This window comes from Pseudomonadota bacterium, from assembly GCA_026388275.1.
Lineage (GTDB): Bacteria > Desulfobacterota > Syntrophorhabdia > Syntrophorhabdales > Syntrophorhabdaceae > JAPLKB01.
In genome coordinates, this window is sequence record JAPLKB010000064.1 from 74,460 (window position 1) to 97,718 (window position 23,259).

Genomic DNA, 23,259 nt, shown 5'->3' on the forward strand with positions numbered 1-23,259 from the left:
ATTGGCTTCTATAGGTGTTGCGAACGCATTTTCAGGAAGGTATTTATAATCTTAAGCCCAACTGCGCCGCTTTTTTCAGGATGGAACTGACATCCGTACAGATTTCCCGATTGAATGGCTGCACAGATAGAAAGTCCGTTGTATTCACAGTCGGCAAGATCATTAACAGGATCTGCCGGATTTACTGAAAAAGAATGAACAAAATATACCGATTCCCCTATTGATAAGTCTTGAAAAATAGTATTATCCCAATCTTCGCGATTTTTCGGGAGTAAAAGGCCGTTCCAGCCTATATGGGGAATTTTGTGTAGTGTGCCGTTGGAACCTGTCTTTGGAATCATAATTACTCTGCCAGGTATTAAAGCAAGCCCTTCATAAATACCAAACTCCTCACTTGTTTCCATCATCATTTGCATACCAAGGCAAATACCAAGAAAAGGTCTACCTGTTTTAGCAAACTTTCTGATCGCTTCCACAAACCCCCTGCTGTGCAGCTCCCGCATCCCGTCAGCAAATGCACCTACTCCTGGAAGAACAAGGCATTCAGCTCGCTCCACCACATTTGGAGAATTTGTAATTACGACCCTTGCGCCGCAGTTCTCAAAAGCCCTTTGCACGCTCAAAAGATTTCCCATTCCGTAGTCAACAACTACAACATTTCGCATTTTAGCAAACCCTTACCTTGATTCCTCTCTGCTGGCAACCATCTCTTATTTCATCTATCGTAAGCATTCCATAGTGGAGGACATGCGCCATAGCAACCGCATCGGCGTGACCATCTTTTACAACCTTTTCAAGATCATCAATGTTCCCCATTCCTCCGCTTGCAATTACAGGGATAGGCAGCATATCGGAGACTGTTCTGACAAGCTCAAGATCGAATCCTTTTGCCCCGCCCTCCATATCAATGGAAGTGAGAAGTATTTCCCCTGCACCGAGATCATAACCTTTTTGTGCCCACTCTATTGCATCAATGCCTGTTTTTTCTCGTCCATAATCGTAGTAGGCCTCCCATTGCTTTTCACCTTTTTTCTTAGCTTCAATGGAAAGCACCATACATTGAGAGCCAAATCTTTGCGAAACCTGCCGTATAAGTTGAGGATTCTTGATTGCGGCAGTGTTTATAGCAACTTTATCGGCGCCGGCACGCAGTATTTCTCTGGCATCATCAACAGAACGAATTCCTCCACCCACTGTCACAGGGATAAACACATCTTCAGAGGTGCGCCGCACTATTTCTTTAATATTATTACGCTCATAAAGGCTTGCTACTATGTCCATATAAATAATCTCATCAATCCCGTCGTCATAATATTTTTTTGCAAATCTGTTTGGGTTCCCCATTTTGCGCAAACCTTCAAGCTGTACACCTTTTACAAGATTAGGCCCCTTAACATCAAGACGGGCAATGAGTCGCATGTTATGCATTTTTAAGCCTTATTATTTTCCTTCCGCTTCCCATATAGGATATCTCAGTTTCCATTGTCCATTCTCTTTTTTCCAGAGATGCGGAGATCTGAATCTATCGCATAGACTCATGAAATAATCTCTGTCTATCAGCGGACTCTCGAACATCTTGGATGCAACCGGGTATTCCTTTTCCGGAATACTTAAGTATTTAAATATCTCCTCTGCAAATCTCTCAGGGAATTCACCGTCGAACTTCTTTACGAGCGCAATTCCTTCATCACGTGTGATTTCTTCGTTCCTTATCTCTTGAGCAGCGTCGTACGTAGCCCTTCCCATCCCAAACTTTATATAGTGCGATAAGAAGTGGAAATCATCAATTTTGTCGTCGATACTGTTGTACTTGCTATAGGTGCCTGGAGTTCTCTCTGGAGCACAACGAAAATTGCCGTGTTCAACAGCATAATAATAACAGCCCTGCGGATGCCACGGCAGATAATAGCCAAGGAATTGGAACTGTATGTTCATTTTTTCCATATCTTCAAGTCTCGAAGGCAGATAAGGTGAAAGATCATTTTGACTTAATCCATAATCATTTTTTAAGGATTTAACAGCTACACCGGATATGTATACATTATCGGGGTCATCAGCAGTCGCATAAGACCAGTCCCTATTAGGATTGAAGTTGTCTTCCACCGGATTACCATACTCTGCTTCGTTTTCACCGAAGAATATGAGAGAAATTTTATGCTTTAATGCAAATTTAGGTGCAAAGTTCTTCTGTCCGATAACAAAAGGCTGGAATGGATAAAAAATATTCTCTGTTGCAAGCCTAGTCAATAATCTATGAACCCTTCCGTTCGGAGTGAATAGATAATTATCGAAACCGGCATGAATCCATGCCTGAAAGTTCTTCCAGCCCCAGTCAGTGTACATATGGGGTGCCCAGGTTACCGTAAGAGGATGCATGCCATATTTGTATTTGAGAATATGTGCTGCATAAAAACTGTCTTTTCCACCGGAACCAGGGACAAGGCAGTCATAAGAACCATCATCTTTGCGGTGTTTATTGCAGAGATCAATCAATTCCTGTTCTCTTTGGTTCCAGTCAACGGTACCACCTTTCTTCATATCTGCCCAACTGCATGCATCGCATATCCCATCGTCATTAAAATTAAGTGTTCTTTTTTTTCTATTGATATTGTGGGCAAATTCGTTGTCAGAGATTGGATTCTGGTTCGAATAAACACACTCATTACAAAACTTAACTTCACTTGGTAATCCATAATAAGCCTCGAGTTCGCTCTCGTTATTATGTTTATTTGTTTGTTTTGACTTCTCTTCTGCACTCATGCTTCCTCCTTGTTACTGCATACTTTCTTAAAGTTTGTTATTGTCAAAATTGGTAATACGATTTTTCTGCTGTTACACTATATCGTTTATTCTTTCCTGCATTATCGTCTCAATTATCATAAAATCGTAAATGTCATCTACCTCATAGCATTGCCATCTTTCTACAAAATAAGGTATTGTCCTGCGCTGATAAAAACTTTTGTATTTATAGAGAGCTTTAATCTTTGTAATATAGATAACCCCATAGGGAAAATATGCCAGGCTGAATCCCTGTCGCCCGGTTGCCTTTTCGGGTTTTTTAATATAAGGCACCATATAACCCTTATCGTTGACCTTCTTTATAACTGCCGGATGTTCGAGATTAACCCTTCCCAGGCTAACAAGGCTGTCAGCCTCTTTTTCTTTGTCTATTAAATTGGCAATAGCATTGTCAAGATCACCCTTCTTTCTCATGGGTGAAGTAGGTTCAAGAAGTACCACATAATCATACTCATCACCATTTTTTGCCAGATATTCAATGGCATGGACTACCACATCAAAGGAGCCCATGCTGTCACCGGAGAGTTCCTCTGGCCTCATAAACGGCACTTCTGCCCCGTACTTTTTTGACACAGCAGCAATTTCATCGCTGTCAGTAGACACAATGACTCTGTCAATATATTTGCTTTCCAAACCCTTTTCAATTGTCCATGCAATAAGAGGTTTTCCGAGTAGAATTTTTATATTTTTTCCCGGAAGGCCCTTACTCCCTCCTCTTGCAGTTATTACAGCAAGACATTTTTTATCTTTATACATTATAGCCTCGCAAAAATCATGAAACCCGCCGGAACCCGGTCAAAGTTTTCATAAATAAAAATTCAAAATTAAAAACTGCTTTCAATATATTGTCCAGCCGCCGTCAACAAGAAGATTCTGGCCGGTTATATAAGCCGAACGGTCACTGATCAGAAAACGCACTGCTTCAGCCGCGTCATTTGACGATGCCATCCTTCCAAGGGGTACTCTTGAAGCATATGTCTTTGCAAAATCACTCCCACCTCTCTGAGAGTCACCAATTCCTCCCGGAGAGACTGCGTTGCATCTGATGCCGTATCGTCCGTATTTGGCAGCGACCCACTTGCAGAAATGAATTATGCCGGCCTTTGAGACAGCATACACCAACGGTGATGTAATCTTCATACCTTCATATATGGTAAATGTGGGCGCAACTACTCCCTGAATGGAGCCAATATTGACAATACTTCCGAATCCCTGCTTCTTCATAAAAGGCACCACAAGCTTTACAAGCAGAAAACTGCCTACAAGATTTACTTCGAGAACCTTTCTAAAGGTATCAGGCAAATAGTCTTCAAGCTCATTTGCAAAACCTTCAGGCTGACAGGATGCGTTATTGACGAGTCCGTGTATTTCGCATTCACCAGAAGAGAGATGATTTTCAAGTCTTGCTATGTCTTTTTCATTTGCTATATCACATTGAAAATATTCTCCATAGATCGTTCTGTCTTTATGATATTCCTTTGTGTCAAGCAACAAAATATCGTAGCCATCATCAATTAATATTTTTGCATAACTCTGACCCAATACCCCTAATCCACCAGATATAATTACATATTTTTTCATTGACCTTCCTCTTGTTTAATAATGCACATCATCAGGAGAAATCCATTTTTTCTCATTATCAGATCTTTCAATTGCCCCAATAACCTTCATGGTACTTAAGGCAGTCTCTAGATCTACCATACTCCTGTTGGTACCTTTTATGATTCCGATAAAATTTTCCAGTTCCTCCAAATAGGTACTGTTAAAATCATAACCGGGCTGAACAACAAAAACATCCTCAGACAACCTTTTTTCTTTGCTGAAATAAGCAACCCTGCCGCCCTTGCCATCCCATTCCCATTCGACAGTGCCTTTCTCTGCTATAATTCTCCCGCCTCTTAAATACTTATGCGAGAGATAGTCAAGGTGGATTTCAGCAACAGCGCCGCTTTTGTACTTTAAAATAGCTGAGCACATATCGTCCGTAGATATATCAAGAGAGCTCACTCTGTTTACATAACCTGTAAGGGACTCCGGAAAACCGAGAAACCAGAGGGCATACTCGATATCGTGGGCTAGTTCTATATGAACACCACCGCCAAGCTCTTTTTTTGCACTTGACGTTTCACGGTAATCAGCATCAGGTCTCCAGTACGGCAGATAATAACCCACATAAATATTTGCAGCATAAATACTTCCAATTGTCGGGATAAAGTCTTTTAGAAATCTGATGACAGGATGATATCGGAGATTAAAGGCAATATCATATCTCTTAAATTCCTTAGCTCTTATAATATCAGCCATTTCTACGGTTGACCGCAAATCTGAAGCAGGCGGCTTCTCAAGAAGAAAGGGAATATTTTCTTCAATCAGCAATTTTACATCATGAAGATGCATGGAAGTTGGAGAACATATAACGGCACCGTCAATATTCTCTTCATGCGCCAGCACATCATCAAAGGAATAATATTCTTTAATGCCTTCTTTATTCTTTTCTGTCCTTGAATGTCTCAGCAGAACAGCGTTATGTCCTGAAGAACGAATATTCCCGGCATGCCTTTTCCCGATTGAGCCATATCCTATTACAAGAAATTTCATATCAATTTCGACAGTTACTTAACTATAATTTCCTTATATTAAAAGCACTTATAGGCTTACCGTTAATCTTATTTCTCAATGATTTATCCTGAATAACTGTTTTCATTATAGCAAATACTTCATCATATGTTTTTAAAGTATATTCAATGTCTTTCTCTTTATGGGCAAAAGAAGTGTGGTGATATCCGACAAAGAGCAACCCTCTTTTTACACATTCCTCCTGAATAAATGATCTTATCTCGTTTACGGTAAAGCCCTCATAATCCGTTATTACAAAATGGCTCATTACCGGAAATCCGACAATCTTAACAAAATCACTGATGTTATGTTTACTGATAATATCTGATATACCTTTTTTCAGTAATCCGCCCACTTTCCAGTTATGCTCGATCACCTTGTCTCTGTCAAGTATCTCAATAGTTTTCAGTGCGGCGTTGAGTGATGCCTTCTCTGTCGCATAGGAACCTGAAAAGAAACAGTTTTCGTCTTCAAACTGCTCCATGAGATATTTTTTCCCGGTAAGTACACTCAAAGGAAAACCATTGGAAAGACCTTTTGCAAATACTGCCAGATCAGGGATTACATTAAAATATTTCTGACCTCCTCCTATATCAAGGCGGAAACCTGTTTTCATCTCATCAAATATAAGTATGATGTTGTTATCTTTTGTAAGTTCCCGTATTCTCTCAAGGAAACCTTCATTTGGTTCAAAATTTATAACAGGTTCCATAATGAGGGCAGCAATCTCATTTCCTTTGTCTTTTATGGTCTTTTCTATGGCATCGATATCGTTGTAATTATGGGGCAGAATCCATTCAGCCATTACTTCGGGAATGCCTTTTTTTCTGGGTGTTGAAACAATAAACCAGTCATGAAACCCATGATATCCGCCAACAGTTATTACTTTTAATTTCTTCGTATAGTTTCTTGCAAGTCTGATTGCACCCTCGCAAACATCAGAACCATTCTTGCAGAATCTCACCATTTCGGAACACGGGATGATTTCTGTCAGTTTCTTTGCTAGCACTGCTTCTTCCGGGCAGGAAAGGGTAAATATCAATCCGTCATCAATACCGGCCTTAGCCGCCCTATCTACCTCTTCGTTGGCATATCCGAGAATAATAGGACCAAGAGCCATAGAAAAATCAATAAATTCATTATCATCAACATCGTAAAGTCTGCATCCCTTTGCTGATTTTATAAACAACGGTGCTCCGCCGATTACAAAAAGGTTGGGGTTTTTGCTGAAGGTTGACGTACCCATAGGGATAACATTAAGGGCATCTTCATAAGTTTTAATAGAATTATCAAATTTCATAAACACCTCTTTATCTTAAAGAATATATAAGCTTTTCAATTTCATCTATGCCGAAAGGCACAGGATTCTGGTCAAAGGCACCTTTAAGCTGCATGGAATTGTCAATAATCAGTTTGGCATCATCTTCAGTTTTTACACCGAAACCTTTCAGATCCGTGGGGATACCTAATGCCGCACTTAGTTTGCGTATTTCTTCTGCAAAACTGATAGACTTTTCTGCTGCCCCCATTGATGATTCGCCGAAAATAAGATCATAGAGCATTGCATAATCAGTGTAGCCTTTTTCCACATTATGTTTTACAACACCCGGCAGAAAAACTGATCCGGCAAGACCATGAGGAACATCAAAATAAACTCCGAGAGGATAACTCAATGCACCGGCTGGCCCTGCTCCTGCATTCATAAGGGCAATTCCTGCAAGTCCGCTTCCTACAAGAAGATTCAGCTTTGTGCTGACTGACCTGTCTTTTTGTGCAATCCTGTTGAGATTTTCAAATAAAAGTCTGAACGCTTCTTTGGAAAATATTCTGGAGTAAGCGCTTGCCCCGTTTGCAACGAAGCTTTCCAGAGTATGGGTCATGGCATCCATTCCTGCAGAGGCATATACCGTATCAGGACAGCTGTCGAGAAAACCCGGATCATAAAGAGAAAGTCTCGGATAATTATATTCCGTGTTGATTCCAAATTTCCAACGCTCTTTCGTGTCTATGAATACTGCATATGGTGTAACTTCACTTCCTGTCCCTGCTGTTGTTGGAAGAGCCACGACAGGAAGCGGGACCTCTTTTACCTTGCCGAAGCCTCTGTATTCTATGGCCGGTCCTTTATTTGTCTTTAATGTTGCAAGTCCTTTTGTAAGATCAAGAGCACTCCCGCCGCCAATACCAACAAAACAGTCCAGGTCTGATGACTCAAATTCTGTCTTCGCTTTGTCCAGATAATCGTATGTAGGTTCCGGCATCTCACCTATCAAAAGCACAGTTTTTTCCATGCTGCTTTTTAGCAGATCTATGATTTCATTAACGTATCCATTGCCCTGATAGACACCTTTGTCAACAACAAGACCTATCCTGTTCCAACCCATGCCTTTCAGCTTTTCCGGAAGTTCCCTGGCAATACCATCACCGGCAAAAAGTTCTGTCCTCATGATAAAACGTACATTTTCTTTTAAAAAATCTTTCATTCAGCCCCCTTCACAATCTATTCTTTATTTCTTCAACATCGTAATATAAATCGGTGATTCGCATATGTTCGGTCATCTTTCTCATAATTACATTTTCATACAATATCATTTATACTATTTTTCAGCGTAACCAAGAAGTTGAACCTCTCTGGAAAACCTAACTAATTTTTTAAACTCCGTCAGTTTTGAGTTCTCAGTATATTTCGCAGGCAATAAAGCAAACAATTTTGTCAGACTTTTATAAAAAGGTCCTTTCCAAGTGAAAGGCAGATGGTAGAAAAATTCCACATAGAAGTTTTTAAATCCAAACATATTGAACGTATCTTCCATAGAAACTTTGGTAAATGGTGTCTTATGAGTACAATCATCATAAAAGATTTTATAGTTTTTCTTCCAGTCGCATGTAGTGGCAAGAAAGCAACCGCCTGGCTTCAGAACGCGATATACTTCACTCATCAGATTATCAATATTACGTATATGCTCAATGGCTGACTTCATCATAATTACATCAAAAAAATCATCTTCATAAGGAAAGGGTTCTTCCTCAATATTGACAATGGCAACGCTAAGCCCTTTGTCTCTGGCAACTGTATCCATATCAATACCGTATACGGTAAAACCTATCTTCTGAAAGATTTCCAGGTGTTCTCCCCTGCCGCAGCAGAGATCAAGAAAATTACCCGATCTTCTTTTGAAATAATGATCTGCAAGATGGTTGCAGAGTTTTTCCGGATATTTCGTGTAAGGCCTTAAGTTTTCGTTATAATGAACATTCGTGTAACGGTTTTTCATCAAGTATTAAAACCTCCAAATTCTTCAACGCTCTTTTTATATTCTTCCCATTGACCTATATCAACCCAGCCTCCGTATATGGGATATACGACAACCTTTTTGTCCTTCGACACAATTTCAATCAGCTCATTCATATTCATGTGCTCATTTTGACTTAAATAAGACAGTACAATGGGTTCCATAACATAAACACCTGTATTGATGATCATATCATGGACAGGTTTTTCTACAATACCTTCAAGGATTCCGTTATCCAATTGCAATACACCAAAAGGTATTTTTACCTCGTTGTGACATCCGATAATTGTCATGGCTGCCCCTTTTGACTCATGCCATCTCAACACATCCGCATAATCCACAGCCAGGAGAGAATCGCAATTGGTAACAAAAAAAGTGTCATTAACTTTGTCTTTTATGAGTGCCAAACTTCCGGCTGTTCCATAGAAGTCGTCTTCTTCAACCCAATCAATATCATAATTTGATTTGTTCTCTTTGAGAAAAAGCTTGATGTATTCTTTTTTATAGTTAAGCGAATAAATGAAACGATAAAATCCGCATTTATAAAAGCTTTCCATAATAAGTTCAATAACAGGTTTATTTCCAATTGGGATAAGGGGCTTAGGTAGTATTCTTGTGAAAGGCTCAAGCCTTGTTCCTTTTCCTCCTGCCATTACAATTACTAATTTTTCATAGGTTTTTTCAGGTTTTGTGCTTTTGGTCTTTCCAAGAAGATCGGTCCAAAGGAAAACATCAACAACCACACCGTCATCATCAAGCACAGGTATCTGTTCGATCTTGTTTTGAACCATGAGGTTTTTTACGTGCTGCTCCATGTTTAACATGCCTTTATTGACTGCCACAAAATTCCTGTACATTACAATTTCTATCAGATCACTGAATTTGAGGCCGTTTATAAGAGCAGTCCGAATATCACCATCAGTAACCGTCCCTAAAAGCATTTCCTTTTCATCGACGACAAAGAGTATCCTCTCGGAAGTCTCGCTTAGCCTCTGCATTGCCTGTTTAATAGTAGTATCAGGGGGAACAAGAAGAGATTTCAGTTTTACTTTATCCATAATATATCTTTAGTGCCTCCCGTGAGGTATTTCATAGAATTCTTTTTTTAATATACCGCTTAAATCCACTGTTTTCAGGACCTTCACAATCTTTTTACCGGCATCGCCCTTGCCGTAAGGGCTCTCAAGAACCTTCAATGAGCTTCTGAAATCATCGCTCATTGCTTTAGATATTGCCTTCACAATATCACGTTTCCTGCAAACAGGAACGTCAATAATGTTTTCTGAACGAATCCTGCCGGCCTGCCTGTCACCAATGTTTACCACGGGAAGCTTAAATGACGGTGCTTCAATAATGCCTGAAGATGAATTTCCAACCATAAGATCTGCATGTTTCAAAAGCGACAGGTATCGCAATTGACCGAGGGATGCAAACATTTTAACCTTGCCGGCATTTTCCAGAACGAACTTTTCCATAAGGGCCTGTATAGTTCTTCCTCCCGGGTCTGCATTGGACATGGTGATAACCCAGAAGACACTTTCTATTTCCGAAAGCGCCTTCATTAGTTCCTGTGCCTGTGATTCAACAGGAAAATCATCAATTGTCTCTGGATGGAACGTGACAACACCTATTTTTACCTTCTCATGCAAATCAAGCTCACTGATAAGCATCTTCCTGTTCACTAATTTGAGTTTATAGATATTATCCAGTCCCGGAGCACCGAAGCAGTAGACCATTCCGGGTTTCTCCCCCATCTGTATTATCCTGTCGGCATAATGTTGTGCAGCAGGAAAATGAATGGCACTCATCTTGGTAATAGCATGGCGGAACTGTTCATCCATAACACCTTCCGTTGCCTCACCGCCATGGATATGGGCAACAGGTATTCTCATGGGTACAGCAGCTGAAACTGCAGAAAATATTTCAAAGCGGTCACCGAGCACCAGAATAATATCCGGTTTCAATCTCTCATATGCCTTTGCAAATCCGGCAAGACCAATACCCATTGAAATTGAGGTCGATACTTTTGTATCAGAAGAAAGAAGCATTTCAACCCTTTCAGCAATAGGGAAACCATCTTTTTCAATATCTTTAATTGTATAGCCGAATTCTGTTGACAGGTGCATACCGGTAACAATGAGCTGCAGTTCAAGTTGAGGATCTTCATGTATGCCTTTAATGATCCAGTAAAGAAGTCCGTACTCAGCTCGTGTTCCTGTTACAACTGCTATTTTACGTTTCGGCTTAGGCATGTTTTGTTTTAGTTTTTACCCGACAACTCGGAATAGGCTTTTCTTAAGCGTGCATCCCATTCTTTCGTCCAGTCTGGCATAATATCATTTTTATTATCTATATTGATTTTGTTTTTTTCCGAAAGTAAATCAATAAGTTGATTCAAGGTATTAATCTCATTAACATTAGTACCGATTCTTTTTAAGTGCTCAAGCAATATTGCTAACCTTGTCGTGGTATAGGTATAAACAAATGTTTCAGGGTTTTCTTGATTAAAACTTATCGTCTCTGTTGTTAAAACATTATCTTTGTTGAAATATCTCGCCAACGGAGAGTAGACACAGGCAGAGAAATTATTAATATTAAAATAATCGAAGTTAATCCAATCGGATAGACATGCTGATATAGTTTTTCTTTCGTCGCCATTTAGCTTTAATGTTTCCATTGACGTTTCAAAAACCTGCGGGCCTATTTCTAACTCAATCTGCTTTGCCTTTTTCTTTTCATTCCATTTAACCACATGTTCATCTTTCAGAAGATCTGAAAAATCATTTTTCTCTACAAGTTTTGTTATGTTAATTAGATTTCTTTTTAAATATCTTTTAATAGGTTTCAGTTTTATCAAAAACCTTCCCTCTGTCTTGTTTTCTCTTGAAAAATTTCCAAATTTTATGAACAGAGGGAGCAACTGCTGGCATGAATATATTTCAATAGAAGAATTTTTCCTGTTCGCAATACATAAATAATGGGGAATTCTCAAACTTGCAAGAAAGTTCAGATTTGTTGAGTTCAACGTAATTTCTTTTCCTTTAGCTTTTACCTGTATTGAAAAAGTTTTTCCCGGTTCTAAATACCTTTCTTCTTTTGCAAACAAAGTGCAGAAAAAATCTGCCCCGACGTCGCTTCTGACATGAACTGGCACCACAAAAGCAATTTCTGACAAGATATATTCCGCTAAAACCTCTGCACGCCAGCCCTGATAGTAAGAATCTAACTTACCCGAAGACGTTTTTTGATTATGCTTCAGCAAATTCATACCTCTATTATTTCATCAGGCTCAAAATCTCTTTTTGCCCTCTTCCCCAGAATACTGTCCCATTTCATAGGGCTGATCCCTGTTCCCGGCCTCTTAACGGTAATATTTTCTTCTGTAATAACATCGCCTTTTTTTATCGCCCTTGAAGCGACGATGCTTTTACGAGCAATAACCATATTTTTTGTTTCCGAAGGCGATGGTGTTTTTACCCCATTACCAAGGGCTTCCTCTATGTTTCTTATTGCCGTCACCATTGCCTCCAGTTCTTCCGGTTCAAGTGATGCCCTGTGATCCGGACCTTTGGCATTTCTATTAAGTGTAAAATGCTTTTCAATAATCTCTGCACCGAGAGCCACTGCAGCTACAGGTATTTCTATTCCCAGTGTATGATCTGAATAACCTACCTTCATGCCGAATCTTTTTTTCATGGCAACCATGGCAAGAAGGTTTACATCTTGAAGAGGAGTAGGATACTCGGTGTTACAATGAAGAAGTGTTATATCTTCTTTGGATGTCCCGGCTTCAACAAGAATTTTTATTGCTCTTCCGATTTCTTTCATATCAGCCATGCCTGTGGACATGATGATCTTCTTTTTCAAATTTCCTATTTTTCTCAAATAGGGAAGATTAGTTATTTCACCTGAAGGTATTTTAAACGTCTCAAGACCAAGACCTTCGAGGAGATCGATGCTGTCCATATCAAAGGGGGTCGAAAGAAATTGGATTCTCTTTTTTTTACAATATTCGATAAGTTCTTTATGTGCATCAGCTTTAAGAGACAGCTTTTTCAGCATCTCAAGCTGTGATTCTCCTGCATCTGTGGTGCTTTTCTGATATTCCGCCTTGGGCGTTTTTTTGCTCACAAGATCTTCCGGCACAAAAGTCTGAAACTTAACAGCGTCAGTACCTGCTTTAACTGCTGTATCAATCATTTTTTTTGCAATCCCGATATCCCCGTTATGATTCACACCGGCTTCAGCAATAATAAATACCTTCTTATCAGACAGTTTGTTTTTCATGTCCTACCGTTTTTTTGATGGAAATTGTTCACATGAACAAATGCCAAACGGAACAGTAACACCGCTTTTTACAAAGGCGCTTTCACCTATCTCGATATATTGCCTTGTGGCACTGTTGCTTCCGATAAAAGTTTTTGCTCCGATTCTCGTCCCTCCATTTATCACCGCTCCCGTTGATATGTGGCAGTGATCGCCTATAACTACATCGTGCTCGATAATGGCGCCGGTGTTTATGATACAGTTTCTGCCTATCTCAGCACCCGCATTGACAATTACATTATGCATTATAATAGTGCCCTCACTAATGACGGAATGTTTCGATACATGAGCCCTAGGTGAGGTTATCACGGGAAACAGTGCACCAAATTTTTTTAACATGTCAAATTTTTCAATCCTTACAAAGGCATTTTCTATCTGACCGATGGTTATTAAAAAAAATTTAAACCTCTCAACAAGACCGGCAAGATCATCTTCAGTACTCAAAATTTCATATCCCAGAACCTTCTGGTGCAGCTTCTCCTTAATGTCTACAATTCCTGCGATACGGAAAATATTCTCAGTTTCGATGACATCAATACATGACCTGCAATGACCGCCTCCACCAAAAAGTATTAAGTCTTCCATGGTTATGAAATAGTCTCCTTTATTGCCTTGCAGGCATAATAGATATCATCAGCCGAATTCAACGTGGAACAGGGCAGGCATAAACCTTTTTCATATATTTCATCAGAGTTTTTCAAGGAAATTTCATCTCCGGCAATATATGGCGGGAAACCGGTAATAGGCATAAAAACCCTTCGAACAGGCACGTTTTTCTTTTTTAATAAATCCATTAAGGAATTAAAATCAATCTTTTTCTCAATTGTTATGCAGGTAAACCAGAATGAACTTTCGGCACACTCATATGACTCCTGAAAACGGACAAAATCAAGTTTACCCAATTCCTCACGGTATATATCGTTGTACATCTTCTTCTTTGCAAGGAATTCGCCGAGCCTCTCCATCTGAGCCAGCCCCATAGCTGCTTCAAGATTCGTCATTCTATAATTGAACCCTATCTCCGGGTGGTAGTAACCCCTCGATTCATCACGAGCCTGATTTACAAGAAATTTGATGTGCTCCATGCGCTTTTCATCATTTCCCACAACCATGCCGCCGCCGCCTGTGGTAATAGTCTTATTGCCATTAAAGCTTAAACAGCCAAGATCTCCTGCATTCCCCATATATTGGCCTTTGTATTTAGCGCCAAGGCTCTCTGTTGCATCCTCTATTACAAAAAGCCCGTATTTTTCGGCTATCTCCATTATCTCATCCATTTTACAAGGGTTTCCATAAAGATGGACAGGAATAATTGCCTTTGTCCTCGGCGATATGCAGCGTTCAATTTCAGCAGGACTAATATTCCAGGTTTTTATATCCACATCGGCAAAGATAGGTTTTGCATTTACGTAAACAATCGGATTCACCGTAGCAACAAAGGTAAGGGCTGGAACAATAACCTCGTCCCCCTCTTTTATTCCCAATTCATATAAAGCTACGTGAAGAGCAGCGGTTCCACTCTGAGTCGACACTGCCCTTTTAGCACCAAGATATATGGCAATTTCATCTTCAAATTGCGGGACAAAAGGACCGAAGGTAGAGACAAAGTTCGAATCTATGACCTTTTCAATATATGCCTTTTCAATTGCACCCAGATTTGGTGCATCAAGCTCTATCTTCACCACCGCTCCTAAATTTAGGTTCCGTGTTGTAATATATGTTTTCATATGGATTTTCTATGATTCCTGAAGACAGCATTTTCACGACCTCCCTGACTCCGTCTTCCACTGTAAAAACATTTGTCAAACCAAGATATTCTTTAAGCTTAGTAAAATCAACCTGGTAATCTCTAAGATCAGCGCCTTTATCTACTACATCTATTTTCAGATCAGGAACAAACTTCTTCACAATCTCAGCTATTCTAATCTTCTGGTAGTTTTCAGTATTGAATCCAACATTAAAAACATTTCTACAAACCTTATTGAATTGCCCGATCATTGAGATAATTACCCTTGCTGCATCATAAACATGTATATAAGGTCTGTATGTATAAGGTAAAAAGATATCGAGATATTTCTTCATAAAGGCATTCAATGCAAAATCGTTGACTGTAAGGTCAAAACGCATTCTCGGCGATGCTCCATAGATAGTGGACATCCTACATACAACCCAATCGATGTTCCCTGGGTTATCCATTAATAAATTTTCCACTCTTACCTTGGTATCAGCATAGAGCGAAAGGGGCTTCAAATTTGTGTTCTCGCTTGCAAGTCCATCAACAACCCCGTAGTTAGAGCAGGTAGAAAGAAAGATAAAGCCTTTTGCCCCTTCTTCTGCTGCAAGCCTTATAAGTTCTTTTGTAGCTACAAAATTTGTTTTTTCCGTCAAATCAGGGAATTTATTACTTGCGGGTTCTCCTACTATTGCAGCAGTGTGTATCACAAAATCAATGTCTTTCAAGTAAGGCCTAACTTTCCCTGAATCCGTAATATCAATATTAAAAAATTCATAATTAGGATTACCAAGATGTATCAAGGGCACCTTGTTATCAAAAAATAAAGAGTCAATAACTCTTACCTCGTAGTCATTTTTAAGCGCTGTGTTTGTGAGCACAGACCCGACATATCCGGCGCCCCCTGTAATAAGCAATTTCATAGGCTTATATCTCCTTCCGTTTTAGCTTTCCGGTCTGCCTTCACCTGTCCTACTTCATCTGTATCTTTTTTTAATTCATCTATCTCCATCTTTAACCTTTCGTACTCTTCCATTTTTTTCTGAAGAAAATACTGGGTTTGTTTGACCCGTGCATTTATCCCCTGAGGCGTCAGAACATATATATAAGCTGCTTTTTTACTCGAGTTTTTAAAGCGCTGGGTTTTGACATATCCTTTTTGAATAAGCTCCTTCATGATATAGTTGATGCTGCCGAGACTCAACCCTACCTTTCTGGAAAGGTCACGTTGAGATACCGTACCCTCTACGGATAATTCTTTCAGAGTCTTAAACTGAGCTTCGTTCATAAAACATATATTGTTGTTTTGCTCTCATGGCATCCGCATCGCGGGTCGTGGCTTGATGCCAGTGGAGGGGACGACCGGGTACCCGTTTGCGGGTGTTCCGAAAAATTGATAGGCTACCGCTATTAGCGAATGTTACCGTTACCATTGAAGATAAATAAATTTTGAATATGTTCAACCACTGAACACATTAATAATGCCAGTAAACTATTTGCATGTCAAGATATTTTCTTATTTGCTTTATCGAATTATTTTAAGAATAAACAATCTACACTAAAAACAGCATGCAGTTATTATTGCTGTTCTTTTCAATCATCTATTGTGCTTTGCCTGAATGCCCTTTTGCAAAATCAATTCAAGTTTTTCTCCGATGCTCTCTATTGCATACTTGCCCGATACCTCAAACCCACGTTTAATGTGAGAAAGACGCATTTCTTCATTTTCTGCTATCTCAATAACAGCCTTTGCAATCTCTTCCGGTTTGTGCACATTTACAAAATATGCATAGTCATAGGCCTCATCGAATGCAAGAAAGGGGGGAACCTTTGTCAGGATTACAGGTGTTCCTGCACTCATAGCCTCCACAGGCGGTAAGCCGAAACCTTCTATCTCGGTTGATGCAGAAACAAGTATATGGGTTTCCCGATACAAATCTGCCATCTCCTGCTCGGATATCCTTACAAAAAACCTGTCTACCACCCCATAGTTCTTTTCATCATCCGGAATATCTGCCGGTGACACTCTTGTCAGTAAAACATTTTTCCCTTTCTCTTTCAGAATCTTTACTGCCTTTAATATATCCGGTATAGCCTTGTATTCTATGGTAGAATTTCCCACCGAAAGTATTCTGATCGTACCTGAATAATCGAGTTCTACTACCTTAGGATAAAACACTTTCCTGTCAATACCGTTAGGCAAAAGATAGCACGGCATATTGAATCTTTTTTCAACGCCTGCAACAAGATGTGGAGAAATGGCAATCTTCACAGTAGGAAGTCTGTACAACTCATCAAACCTTTTAAGTTTTTGTTTCCAACCATGCTTTTTCCTAAAATAGTTCAGTCTTGTCAAAAAATCCTTTGAGCAGAAACGCGCTGGTATAACATGCCCTCTTATCCTCTCCAGCACATAATCAGGCTCAAAACCTTGCATGAAATGAAAGAGCGGGATATTCCTTTTCTTGGCAATTTTCCATAGGTCCTCCACGTCCTTCGGGGTTGTAACTACAATTGCATCCGCTTCCGGCACATACATATCATCAAATGAAGGAACTATTTCCGGCGTTACCCTGAAACCCCACTCTTCATCAAGAAAACGCGTAATAAGATAGACCGTATGTCCCATGTTTCGCAAAAGCTCCACATGCTGGAAAAATACTTTTACTCCGCCTGTCATGCCCACATGTCTTATTGCATAAACTATTTTCATGAATAAAATACCGTTATCACATACTTTGTCACTATTCAACAAATATCATTCCGATTTTTTTGGATATTAAAAAGACCCCTTATTTTATATTGATTGTAAAATTTTACAAATGTTTTATGTTGAAATAAATTCTTAAAGAAATCGTTTCAGGGTATTAGAATGAGGCATATAAGGCAACATTCTGGCTTTTTGACTTAGTTCTTTTAATCAGTTATAGTATTACACCAAATGTAATTTCCGGAAGACAGGAAATTTAAAATGCTTATGGAACTGATTACCTTGGATAAATCTAAAAAAAGACTTAACTTATAGGCATGGACGGATACGGTATAAAAAAACCAATAAAATATATCAATGAATAACGGTGAACAATAAATATGCTGATTGATGAGTTTAACAGAGTTATTAATTATGTGAGAATTTCTATTACCGACAGATGTAATTTAAGGTGTAAATACTGTGTTGACGGGACATTTCCCTTTATCCCCCATAATGATATGCTTTCCTATGAAGAAATTATCCGCTTCGTAAAAATATCCGCCGAGCTTGGCGTAAGCAAGATCCGCTTGACAGGAGGAGAACCCCTTGCAAGAAAAGGGATTTCTTATCTTCTCGGAGAAATAAATAAAATACAGGGTATTAACGATATAAGTCTAACCACAAACGGCGTTTTACTTGGAAAAAACATTAAAGAGCTTATGGAATCAGGATTAAGAAGGGTAAATATCAGCCTTGACACGTTGAAAAAAGACAAGTTCGCTTACATAACAGGTGTTGATGCTTTCACCGATGTAATAAGGAGCATTAAGAAGGCTCATTATTCAGGTTTAAACCCGATTAAAATTAATTCTGTTATTATTAAAGGCTTCAATGATGATGAAATCCTCGATTTTGCAAAACTAACAATACGTTATAATCATCACTTTAGATTTATAGAATATATGCCTTTTGGCGATTCAGGCATGTGGGACAGAACAAAGATTGTCACTTCAAGTGAAATTGAAGCCCGCATAAGAGAAGTATACGAACTGGAGTCTTCTATTAATAATGAAAGAGGTCCTGCGAAGATGTTTAATATTAAAGGCGCAGCTGGCAAGATAGGGTTTATCAGCCCCGTATCTTCTCATATATGCTCGGAATGCAACCGAATCAGGCTTACTTCAAACGGTAAAATTCGGCCATGTCTATTTTCTGATGTGGGATATGATGTGAAAAAACTCATGAGAGAAGGAAAAAGCGATGAAGAAATAAAGACTTTTATAATCAATATCGTCAAGGTAAAACCTGAAAGAAAGGATGAAATCGGCCAGATTAAAAAATGTCAAAGAAGTTTGCAGCATATAGGAGGATAGAGGAGAGGAGATGAAACTTACCCATTTAGACAGCAATGGTAAGGCACGTATGGTTGATGTTACTGAAAAAAAGGAAACTGAAAGGGCGGCAAAGGCCTTTGGTAAGGTAAGGATGTCGCCTAAAACATACAGGGAAATTAGAAAAGGTGTTGGGCCAAAGGGTGATATTTTTACTGTTGCTAAAATAGCCGGCATTATGGGAACTAAAAAAACACATGAGCTTATACCTCTATGCCATCCCTTGACCATTACCCATATAGATGTCAATTATAACTTTGATGACAAAGAATCCATTGTGGAAATTACATCATCTGTAAAAATAAAAGGACAGACCGGTGTTGAGATGGAAGCTCTTACCTGCGTTATGCTCACTGCGCTGACAATATACGATATGTGCAAGGCTATTGATAAGGGTATTGAACTTGGGCCATTCTATCTCCTTGAAAAGAGCGGCGGGAAGAGCGGCAAATATGTAAAAAACGTGAAGTGTGATTCGTGAAGCGTAAAAACACGAAATATAAGGCTATGGAGTATAAGACATGAAAGGTAAGATCATTTCAGTAAATATCAGTGACAAAAAGGGCGAGAAGAAACATGCAATAGGGAAGTGCATGTTGATAAAAGATAGGGGGCTTGAGAATGACGCACATGCAGGTTTTATGCACAGACAAGTAAGCCTCCTGGCAAAGGAGAGTATTCAGAAGATAAAGGACATGGGAGTCGATGTGGATTGCGGAGATTTTGCTGAAAACCTGACCACTGAAGGCATAGAACTTTTTACGCTACCCATAGGCACAAAATTTAAAGTCGGAGACGGAATTATTTTAAGGGTCACACAAATAGGTAAGGAATGCCATGCCAGGTGCGCTATTTTCCAGCAAGTCGGTGATTGCGTAATGCCAAGAGAAGGTATTTTTACCGAGGTGCTCACTGAGGGTGAAATCAAAACAGGAGATGAAATCGAGGTAATGCAATGAAATATAGTGTTGTAATTATTACATGCAGTGATAAGGGCTCCGTAGGTGAACGTGTAGACAAAAGTGGACCTGCAATAGCTGAAATGCTTAAAGATTCTTATAATGTAACCGATATTCTTATCGTACCGGATGAAACAGATATTATTGCTGATACGATAAAGAAGCTGATTGATGAACAAAAGATAGACCTTGTTGTTACAACCGGCGGTACAGGTTTGTCAAACAGGGATGTAACTCCTGAAGCCACAAGAATGGTCATTGAAAAAGATTTGCCCGGTTTCGCTGAAATAATGCGTATTGAGAGCTACAGGATCACCCCTCACGGGATAATATCAAGGGGTATCTGTGGGATAAGGGGCGAGAGTATCATCATCAACCTTCCAGGAAGCCCGAAGGCAGCAACTGAATGTCTTTCCTTTGTATCGGTTGCCCTACCTCATGCACTTAATAAGCTTAAAGGAGATAATGCTGATTGCGGCAGTTAATTCAATTTTTCAGAATGTTTTCCATCTCTTCGATTTCATTGTCAACATTCTCCAGATCCCAGATGAACTTGACAAAATCTATCTCTGCGATTGCTGTATCGGCTTTTAAAAGAACATTGAATGCTTCTGTTTCATTCAAAACAACCCCGCTCATATCACCGCCAAAACCAAAATCTTCAATCCTTGCCAATTGATCCGCCATTGAGCAAACAGCAACAGCTGTTCTGTTTCCCTCCGAAGAATCCATTACAGAATGATGGTGGCTTGCGACGTCAATAAACATAAACGGCAGCTTCCACCGTTCCATAATCCAGCCGCCAATTGTCTCGTGAGACTCACCGATAAACTTTTTCTCAGCCTCAATCATCGATATGCATTCGTCACGGGTTGCCTTAATGACAATCTCATATATTTCATGAACAAATTTATCCAATATTATCTTTCCAACATCATGCAGAAGGCCTGACAGATAAATAGCTCCCTGGTCTTTTATATTCACCTTATTGCATAGCCTTTTTGCAATTACCGCAGTAGCCACAGAATGTTTCCAGAATTCATCCATATCAAATGTTTGTCCATTTCGGGATGGCTTTAATGCTTTATATGTACCACAGGCTATACAAATCATTGTAATCTCTTTGACTCCCAGCATTCTTACCGCATGGTCAATGGACGAAACCTTATATGGGAGCCGGTAAAAGGCAGAATTAGCAACCTTCAGCACATTCAGGCTCATTGAAGGATCTTTTGAGATTATTCTTGCTAAAGAGTTGATGTCCGTATTGTCATCGTCAAGGGCATTTAATAACTCTGCCATTATCGCAGGAATCGGTGGCAATAAGTTAATAGCACCTTCAATTCTTTTTTTTAAATCCTTTATCATAATTTTTCTATGTTCCAGACTTAATAATTATATATTTCACCTTTCAGTATAATATCGGATATTTTTACAAAGACTTAAGAATATTGATGAATTGTGTTTAGAATTTTTTGTACTTTTCTGTCTGTTAGTGCTTTAGGCCTTTATCCGCTATATGCCGAGGAATTGTATTGCAATCCCACAAAGAAAAATGGCAGCACCTGCCAAAGCATGGCTATATCTTTCAAAACGTTTGAAAGGAAGAAAATTGATACCCCTATATGAAATACCAACAATGCTTAACATAGTCATTATTGTAACTCCACCGAATACAAATGTTACTACCATCAGGCCAAAAAAACTGCTCTTGGCTGCAGGATACATCAATATGGGAATAAGCGGCTCACAAGGACCAAAAACAAAGATTGTGAAAAGCACCCAGGGTGTGATATTTGTATTATTTTCAACGTTATGAATATGAGTATGTTCCTCAACGTGAACATGCTCATGGATATGTTTGCCGCCGTCTAAATGAAAATGCACGTGTTTGTGGGGTTTGTTTCTTATAGACCTCCTTAAGCCCCAAACAAAATATACCAACCCGAAGGCAATGAGCGCCCATGCTGCAAGGTTACCTCGAAACGATTCCACTATTTCCAATCTTGTTACAGCAATACCTAAAACTATGCCTGCCATACCCAATACAACCGAGCTTCCGATATGACCAATACCGCATAAAAAGGTTATCCACATTGTCTTCATTAAAGACCATTTTCTTGCCTTGGCAATTACTATAAACGGTATATAGTGGTCAGGACCGATCAACGTATGGAAAAAACCTATTGAGGCGGCGGTAATTATAAGGATTATCAATTCATGTGACATTTTTTTTGCAATTATACACTATTTAGATAAGGAAATATAATAAAAAATTAGCTGCTCCGGATGCTTACGGCGGAGCAGCTAATTCCCTAAAACATTTTTCATTTCTGATCAACCTTCAGTTTAAATGAAGGCTCTTTTTTGTCAACATCTTCTTTTTCAATACCGGACATTTTTATCTTCAATCTTAAATCGTTAGGACTATCAGCGTTTGCAATAGCATTATTGTAGTCAATCTTTCCTGCCTTATAAAAGTCCATTATATGCTGGTCAAAGGTCTGCATACCTTCATTATACGCTTCGGCCATCGTCTCTTTTAAAAGACCAACCTCGCCCCTCATAATAAGGTCTTTTATCCTCGGGCTGTCGAGCATTATCTCTATAGCTGCAACCCTTTTTCCTTCAACAGTCGGTATCAGCCTTTGAGATATAATAGCCCTCAGGTTCAATGATAGCTGCATGTGTATCTGAAGATGCCTCTCTATAGGAAAAAAGTTCATGATCCTTTCAATTGCCTGGTTCGCATTGTTTGCATGGAGGGTACCAAGGGCAAGGTGGCCTGTTTCTGCAAAGGTAATGGCATCTTCCATGGTTTCCGAATCCCTTATCTCACCGATAAGGATCACATCAGGCGCCTGCCGTAAGGTATTTTTCAAGGCATTATAAAAGGAAAGGGTATCGAAACCCACCTCCCTCTGGGTAATAACACTCTTTTTGTGATTATGGACATATTCAACCGGGTCCTCTATGGTGATTATGTGTCCGCGCTGATTGGCATTCCTGTGGTCTATCATTGATGCAAGAGTGGTGGATTTGCCGCTTCCTGTAGCACCGACAACAAGCACAAGACCCCTTTTGCTCATCATAATATCTTTGAAGACTGCCGGCAGGCCCATTTCATCGAGACTTTTTATCTCTGTTTTAATCTGTCTGATAACAATACCGGTGCATCCCCTCTGTCTGAAAATATTGACCCTGAACCTGCCAATATCAGGATAATAAAGTGCAAGATTCTGTTCAAACTCTTGAGCAAACTGGACCTTCTGTTTTTCATTCATTATAGCAGCTGCTACTCTATCCGTGTCTTCAGGGGTTAAAGGCGGTTCGTCATAAGGTTCTGTGGAGCCCTGAATTCGGAACATAGCAGGGAGACCCGAAGTAATATATATATCCGAGGCATCCATCTGATTCATATATCTTAAATATTCTAAAATATCGGTCATAA

Annotated in this window: 25 protein-coding genes; 4 read left to right on the top strand and 21 right to left on the bottom strand. The window is 39.4% G+C overall.

The features are described from left to right. Positions 1-8 precede the first annotated feature (8 nt). The 18 genes from hisH to NT010_16355 form a co-directional block, all read right to left on the bottom strand. Positions 9-665, bottom strand: a complete 657-nt coding sequence (hisH, locus tag NT010_16270; protein ID MCX5807596.1) for an imidazole glycerol phosphate synthase subunit HisH — start codon at positions 663-665, stop codon at positions 9-11. A 1-nt stretch (position 666) separates the two neighbouring features. Then, positions 667-1,428 (bottom strand): imidazole glycerol phosphate synthase cyclase subunit, encoded by a 762-nt coding sequence (locus tag NT010_16275; protein ID MCX5807597.1) that lies wholly within the window; start codon positions 1,426-1,428, stop codon positions 667-669. 12 nt (positions 1,429-1,440) lie between these two features. Continuing rightward, positions 1,441-2,760: an N-acetyl sugar amidotransferase gene (locus NT010_16280; protein ID MCX5807598.1), complete on the bottom strand. Its 1,320-nt coding sequence runs from the start codon at positions 2,758-2,760 to the stop codon at positions 1,441-1,443. Between the two features lie 72 nt (positions 2,761-2,832). Continuing rightward, positions 2,833-3,555, bottom strand: coding sequence for an acylneuraminate cytidylyltransferase family protein (locus NT010_16285; GenBank protein MCX5807599.1), 723 nt, complete (start codon positions 3,553-3,555; stop codon positions 2,833-2,835). An 81-nt stretch (positions 3,556-3,636) separates the two neighbouring features. Continuing rightward, positions 3,637-4,380 (bottom strand): SDR family oxidoreductase, encoded by a 744-nt coding sequence (locus tag NT010_16290; protein MCX5807600.1) that lies wholly within the window; start codon positions 4,378-4,380, stop codon positions 3,637-3,639. A 15-nt stretch (positions 4,381-4,395) separates the two neighbouring features. Further along, entirely contained in the window at positions 4,396-5,397 is a 1,002-nt protein-coding gene (locus NT010_16295; protein ID MCX5807601.1) for a Gfo/Idh/MocA family oxidoreductase, read from the bottom strand. Positions 5,398-5,419: 22 nt separating this feature from the next. After that, positions 5,420-6,715 carry an aminotransferase class III-fold pyridoxal phosphate-dependent enzyme gene (locus NT010_16300; GenBank protein ID MCX5807602.1) on the bottom strand — a complete coding sequence of 432 codons (1,296 nt, stop codon included), beginning with the start codon at positions 6,713-6,715 and terminating at the stop codon, positions 5,420-5,422. A 10-nt stretch (positions 6,716-6,725) separates the two neighbouring features. After that, positions 6,726-7,898 (bottom strand): iron-containing alcohol dehydrogenase, encoded by a 1,173-nt coding sequence (locus NT010_16305; GenBank protein MCX5807603.1) that lies wholly within the window; start codon positions 7,896-7,898, stop codon positions 6,726-6,728. Between the two features lie 114 nt (positions 7,899-8,012). After that, the gene (locus tag NT010_16310; protein ID MCX5807604.1) at positions 8,013-8,690 is read right to left on the bottom strand and encodes a class I SAM-dependent methyltransferase; all 678 of its coding nucleotides are present in this window, start codon (positions 8,688-8,690) and stop codon (positions 8,013-8,015) included. Next, positions 8,690-9,766: a sugar phosphate nucleotidyltransferase gene (locus NT010_16315; protein ID MCX5807605.1), complete on the bottom strand. Its 1,077-nt coding sequence runs from the start codon at positions 9,764-9,766 to the stop codon at positions 8,690-8,692. Before NT010_16315 ends, NT010_16310 begins: the two co-directional genes overlap by 1 nt. Before the next feature lie 9 nt (positions 9,767-9,775). Then, positions 9,776-10,960, bottom strand: a complete 1,185-nt coding sequence (gene neuC, locus NT010_16320) for a UDP-N-acetylglucosamine 2-epimerase (GenBank protein ID MCX5807606.1) — start codon at positions 10,958-10,960, stop codon at positions 9,776-9,778. An 8-nt stretch (positions 10,961-10,968) separates the two neighbouring features. Beyond that, positions 10,969-11,976 (bottom strand): hypothetical protein, encoded by a 1,008-nt coding sequence (locus tag NT010_16325; GenBank protein ID MCX5807607.1) that lies wholly within the window; start codon positions 11,974-11,976, stop codon positions 10,969-10,971. Continuing rightward, the gene (gene neuB, locus NT010_16330; GenBank protein MCX5807608.1) at positions 11,973-12,995 is read right to left on the bottom strand and encodes an N-acetylneuraminate synthase; all 1,023 of its coding nucleotides are present in this window, start codon (positions 12,993-12,995) and stop codon (positions 11,973-11,975) included. The genes NT010_16325 and neuB overlap by 4 nt, the downstream gene beginning before the upstream one ends. A gap of 3 nt (positions 12,996-12,998) precedes the next feature. Further along, on the bottom strand, positions 12,999-13,619 hold the full coding sequence (locus NT010_16335) for an acetyltransferase (protein ID MCX5807609.1): 621 nt from the start codon (positions 13,617-13,619) through the stop codon (positions 12,999-13,001). 2 nt (positions 13,620-13,621) lie between these two features. Continuing rightward, positions 13,622-14,719 (bottom strand): aminotransferase class V-fold PLP-dependent enzyme, encoded by a 1,098-nt coding sequence (locus tag NT010_16340; GenBank protein MCX5807610.1) that lies wholly within the window; start codon positions 14,717-14,719, stop codon positions 13,622-13,624. Beyond that, positions 14,700-15,689 (bottom strand): SDR family oxidoreductase, encoded by a 990-nt coding sequence (locus NT010_16345; protein ID MCX5807611.1) that lies wholly within the window; start codon positions 15,687-15,689, stop codon positions 14,700-14,702. Before NT010_16345 ends, NT010_16340 begins: the two co-directional genes overlap by 20 nt. Further along, positions 15,686-16,054, bottom strand: a complete 369-nt coding sequence (locus NT010_16350) for a MarR family EPS-associated transcriptional regulator (GenBank protein ID MCX5807612.1) — start codon at positions 16,052-16,054, stop codon at positions 15,686-15,688. The genes NT010_16345 and NT010_16350 overlap by 4 nt, the downstream gene beginning before the upstream one ends. 309 nt (positions 16,055-16,363) lie before the next feature. Next, entirely contained in the window at positions 16,364-17,479 is a 1,116-nt protein-coding gene (locus NT010_16355) for a glycosyltransferase family 4 protein (protein ID MCX5807613.1), read from the bottom strand. 377 nt (positions 17,480-17,856) lie between these two features. Between NT010_16355 and moaA the strand changes: the two genes are divergently transcribed. The 4 genes from moaA to NT010_16375 are packed head-to-tail and all read left to right on the top strand — an operon-like array spanning position 17,857 to position 20,293. Further along, positions 17,857-18,831 (top strand): GTP 3',8-cyclase MoaA, encoded by a 975-nt coding sequence (gene moaA, locus NT010_16360; protein ID MCX5807614.1) that lies wholly within the window; start codon positions 17,857-17,859, stop codon positions 18,829-18,831. A 10-nt stretch (positions 18,832-18,841) separates the two neighbouring features. Beyond that, positions 18,842-19,330 carry a cyclic pyranopterin monophosphate synthase MoaC gene (moaC, locus tag NT010_16365; protein MCX5807615.1) on the top strand — a complete coding sequence of 163 codons (489 nt, stop codon included), beginning with the start codon at positions 18,842-18,844 and terminating at the stop codon, positions 19,328-19,330. A 40-nt stretch (positions 19,331-19,370) separates the two neighbouring features. Next, the gene (locus NT010_16370; protein MCX5807616.1) at positions 19,371-19,808 is read left to right on the top strand and encodes an MOSC domain-containing protein; all 438 of its coding nucleotides are present in this window, start codon (positions 19,371-19,373) and stop codon (positions 19,806-19,808) included. Next, positions 19,805-20,293 carry a MogA/MoaB family molybdenum cofactor biosynthesis protein gene (locus tag NT010_16375; protein ID MCX5807617.1) on the top strand — a complete coding sequence of 163 codons (489 nt, stop codon included), beginning with the start codon at positions 19,805-19,807 and terminating at the stop codon, positions 20,291-20,293. The genes NT010_16370 and NT010_16375 overlap by 4 nt, the downstream gene beginning before the upstream one ends. Before the next feature lies 1 nt (position 20,294). On the opposite strand, the gene NT010_16380 is transcribed toward NT010_16375, so the two are convergent. The 3 genes from NT010_16380 to NT010_16390 all read right to left on the bottom strand — a co-directional run bounded on the left by NT010_16380 (position 20,295) and on the right by NT010_16390 (position 23,257). Further along, complete coding sequence (locus tag NT010_16380) at positions 20,295-21,176, bottom strand: HDOD domain-containing protein (protein MCX5807618.1); 882 nt, start codon at positions 21,174-21,176, stop codon at positions 20,295-20,297. A 147-nt stretch (positions 21,177-21,323) separates the two neighbouring features. Next, the gene (locus NT010_16385; GenBank protein MCX5807619.1) at positions 21,324-22,037 is read right to left on the bottom strand and encodes a sulfite exporter TauE/SafE family protein; all 714 of its coding nucleotides are present in this window, start codon (positions 22,035-22,037) and stop codon (positions 21,324-21,326) included. A gap of 98 nt (positions 22,038-22,135) precedes the next feature. Then, on the bottom strand, positions 22,136-23,257 hold the full coding sequence (locus tag NT010_16390) for a PilT/PilU family type 4a pilus ATPase (GenBank protein MCX5807620.1): 1,122 nt from the start codon (positions 23,255-23,257) through the stop codon (positions 22,136-22,138). Positions 23,258-23,259: the final 2 nt, after the last annotated feature.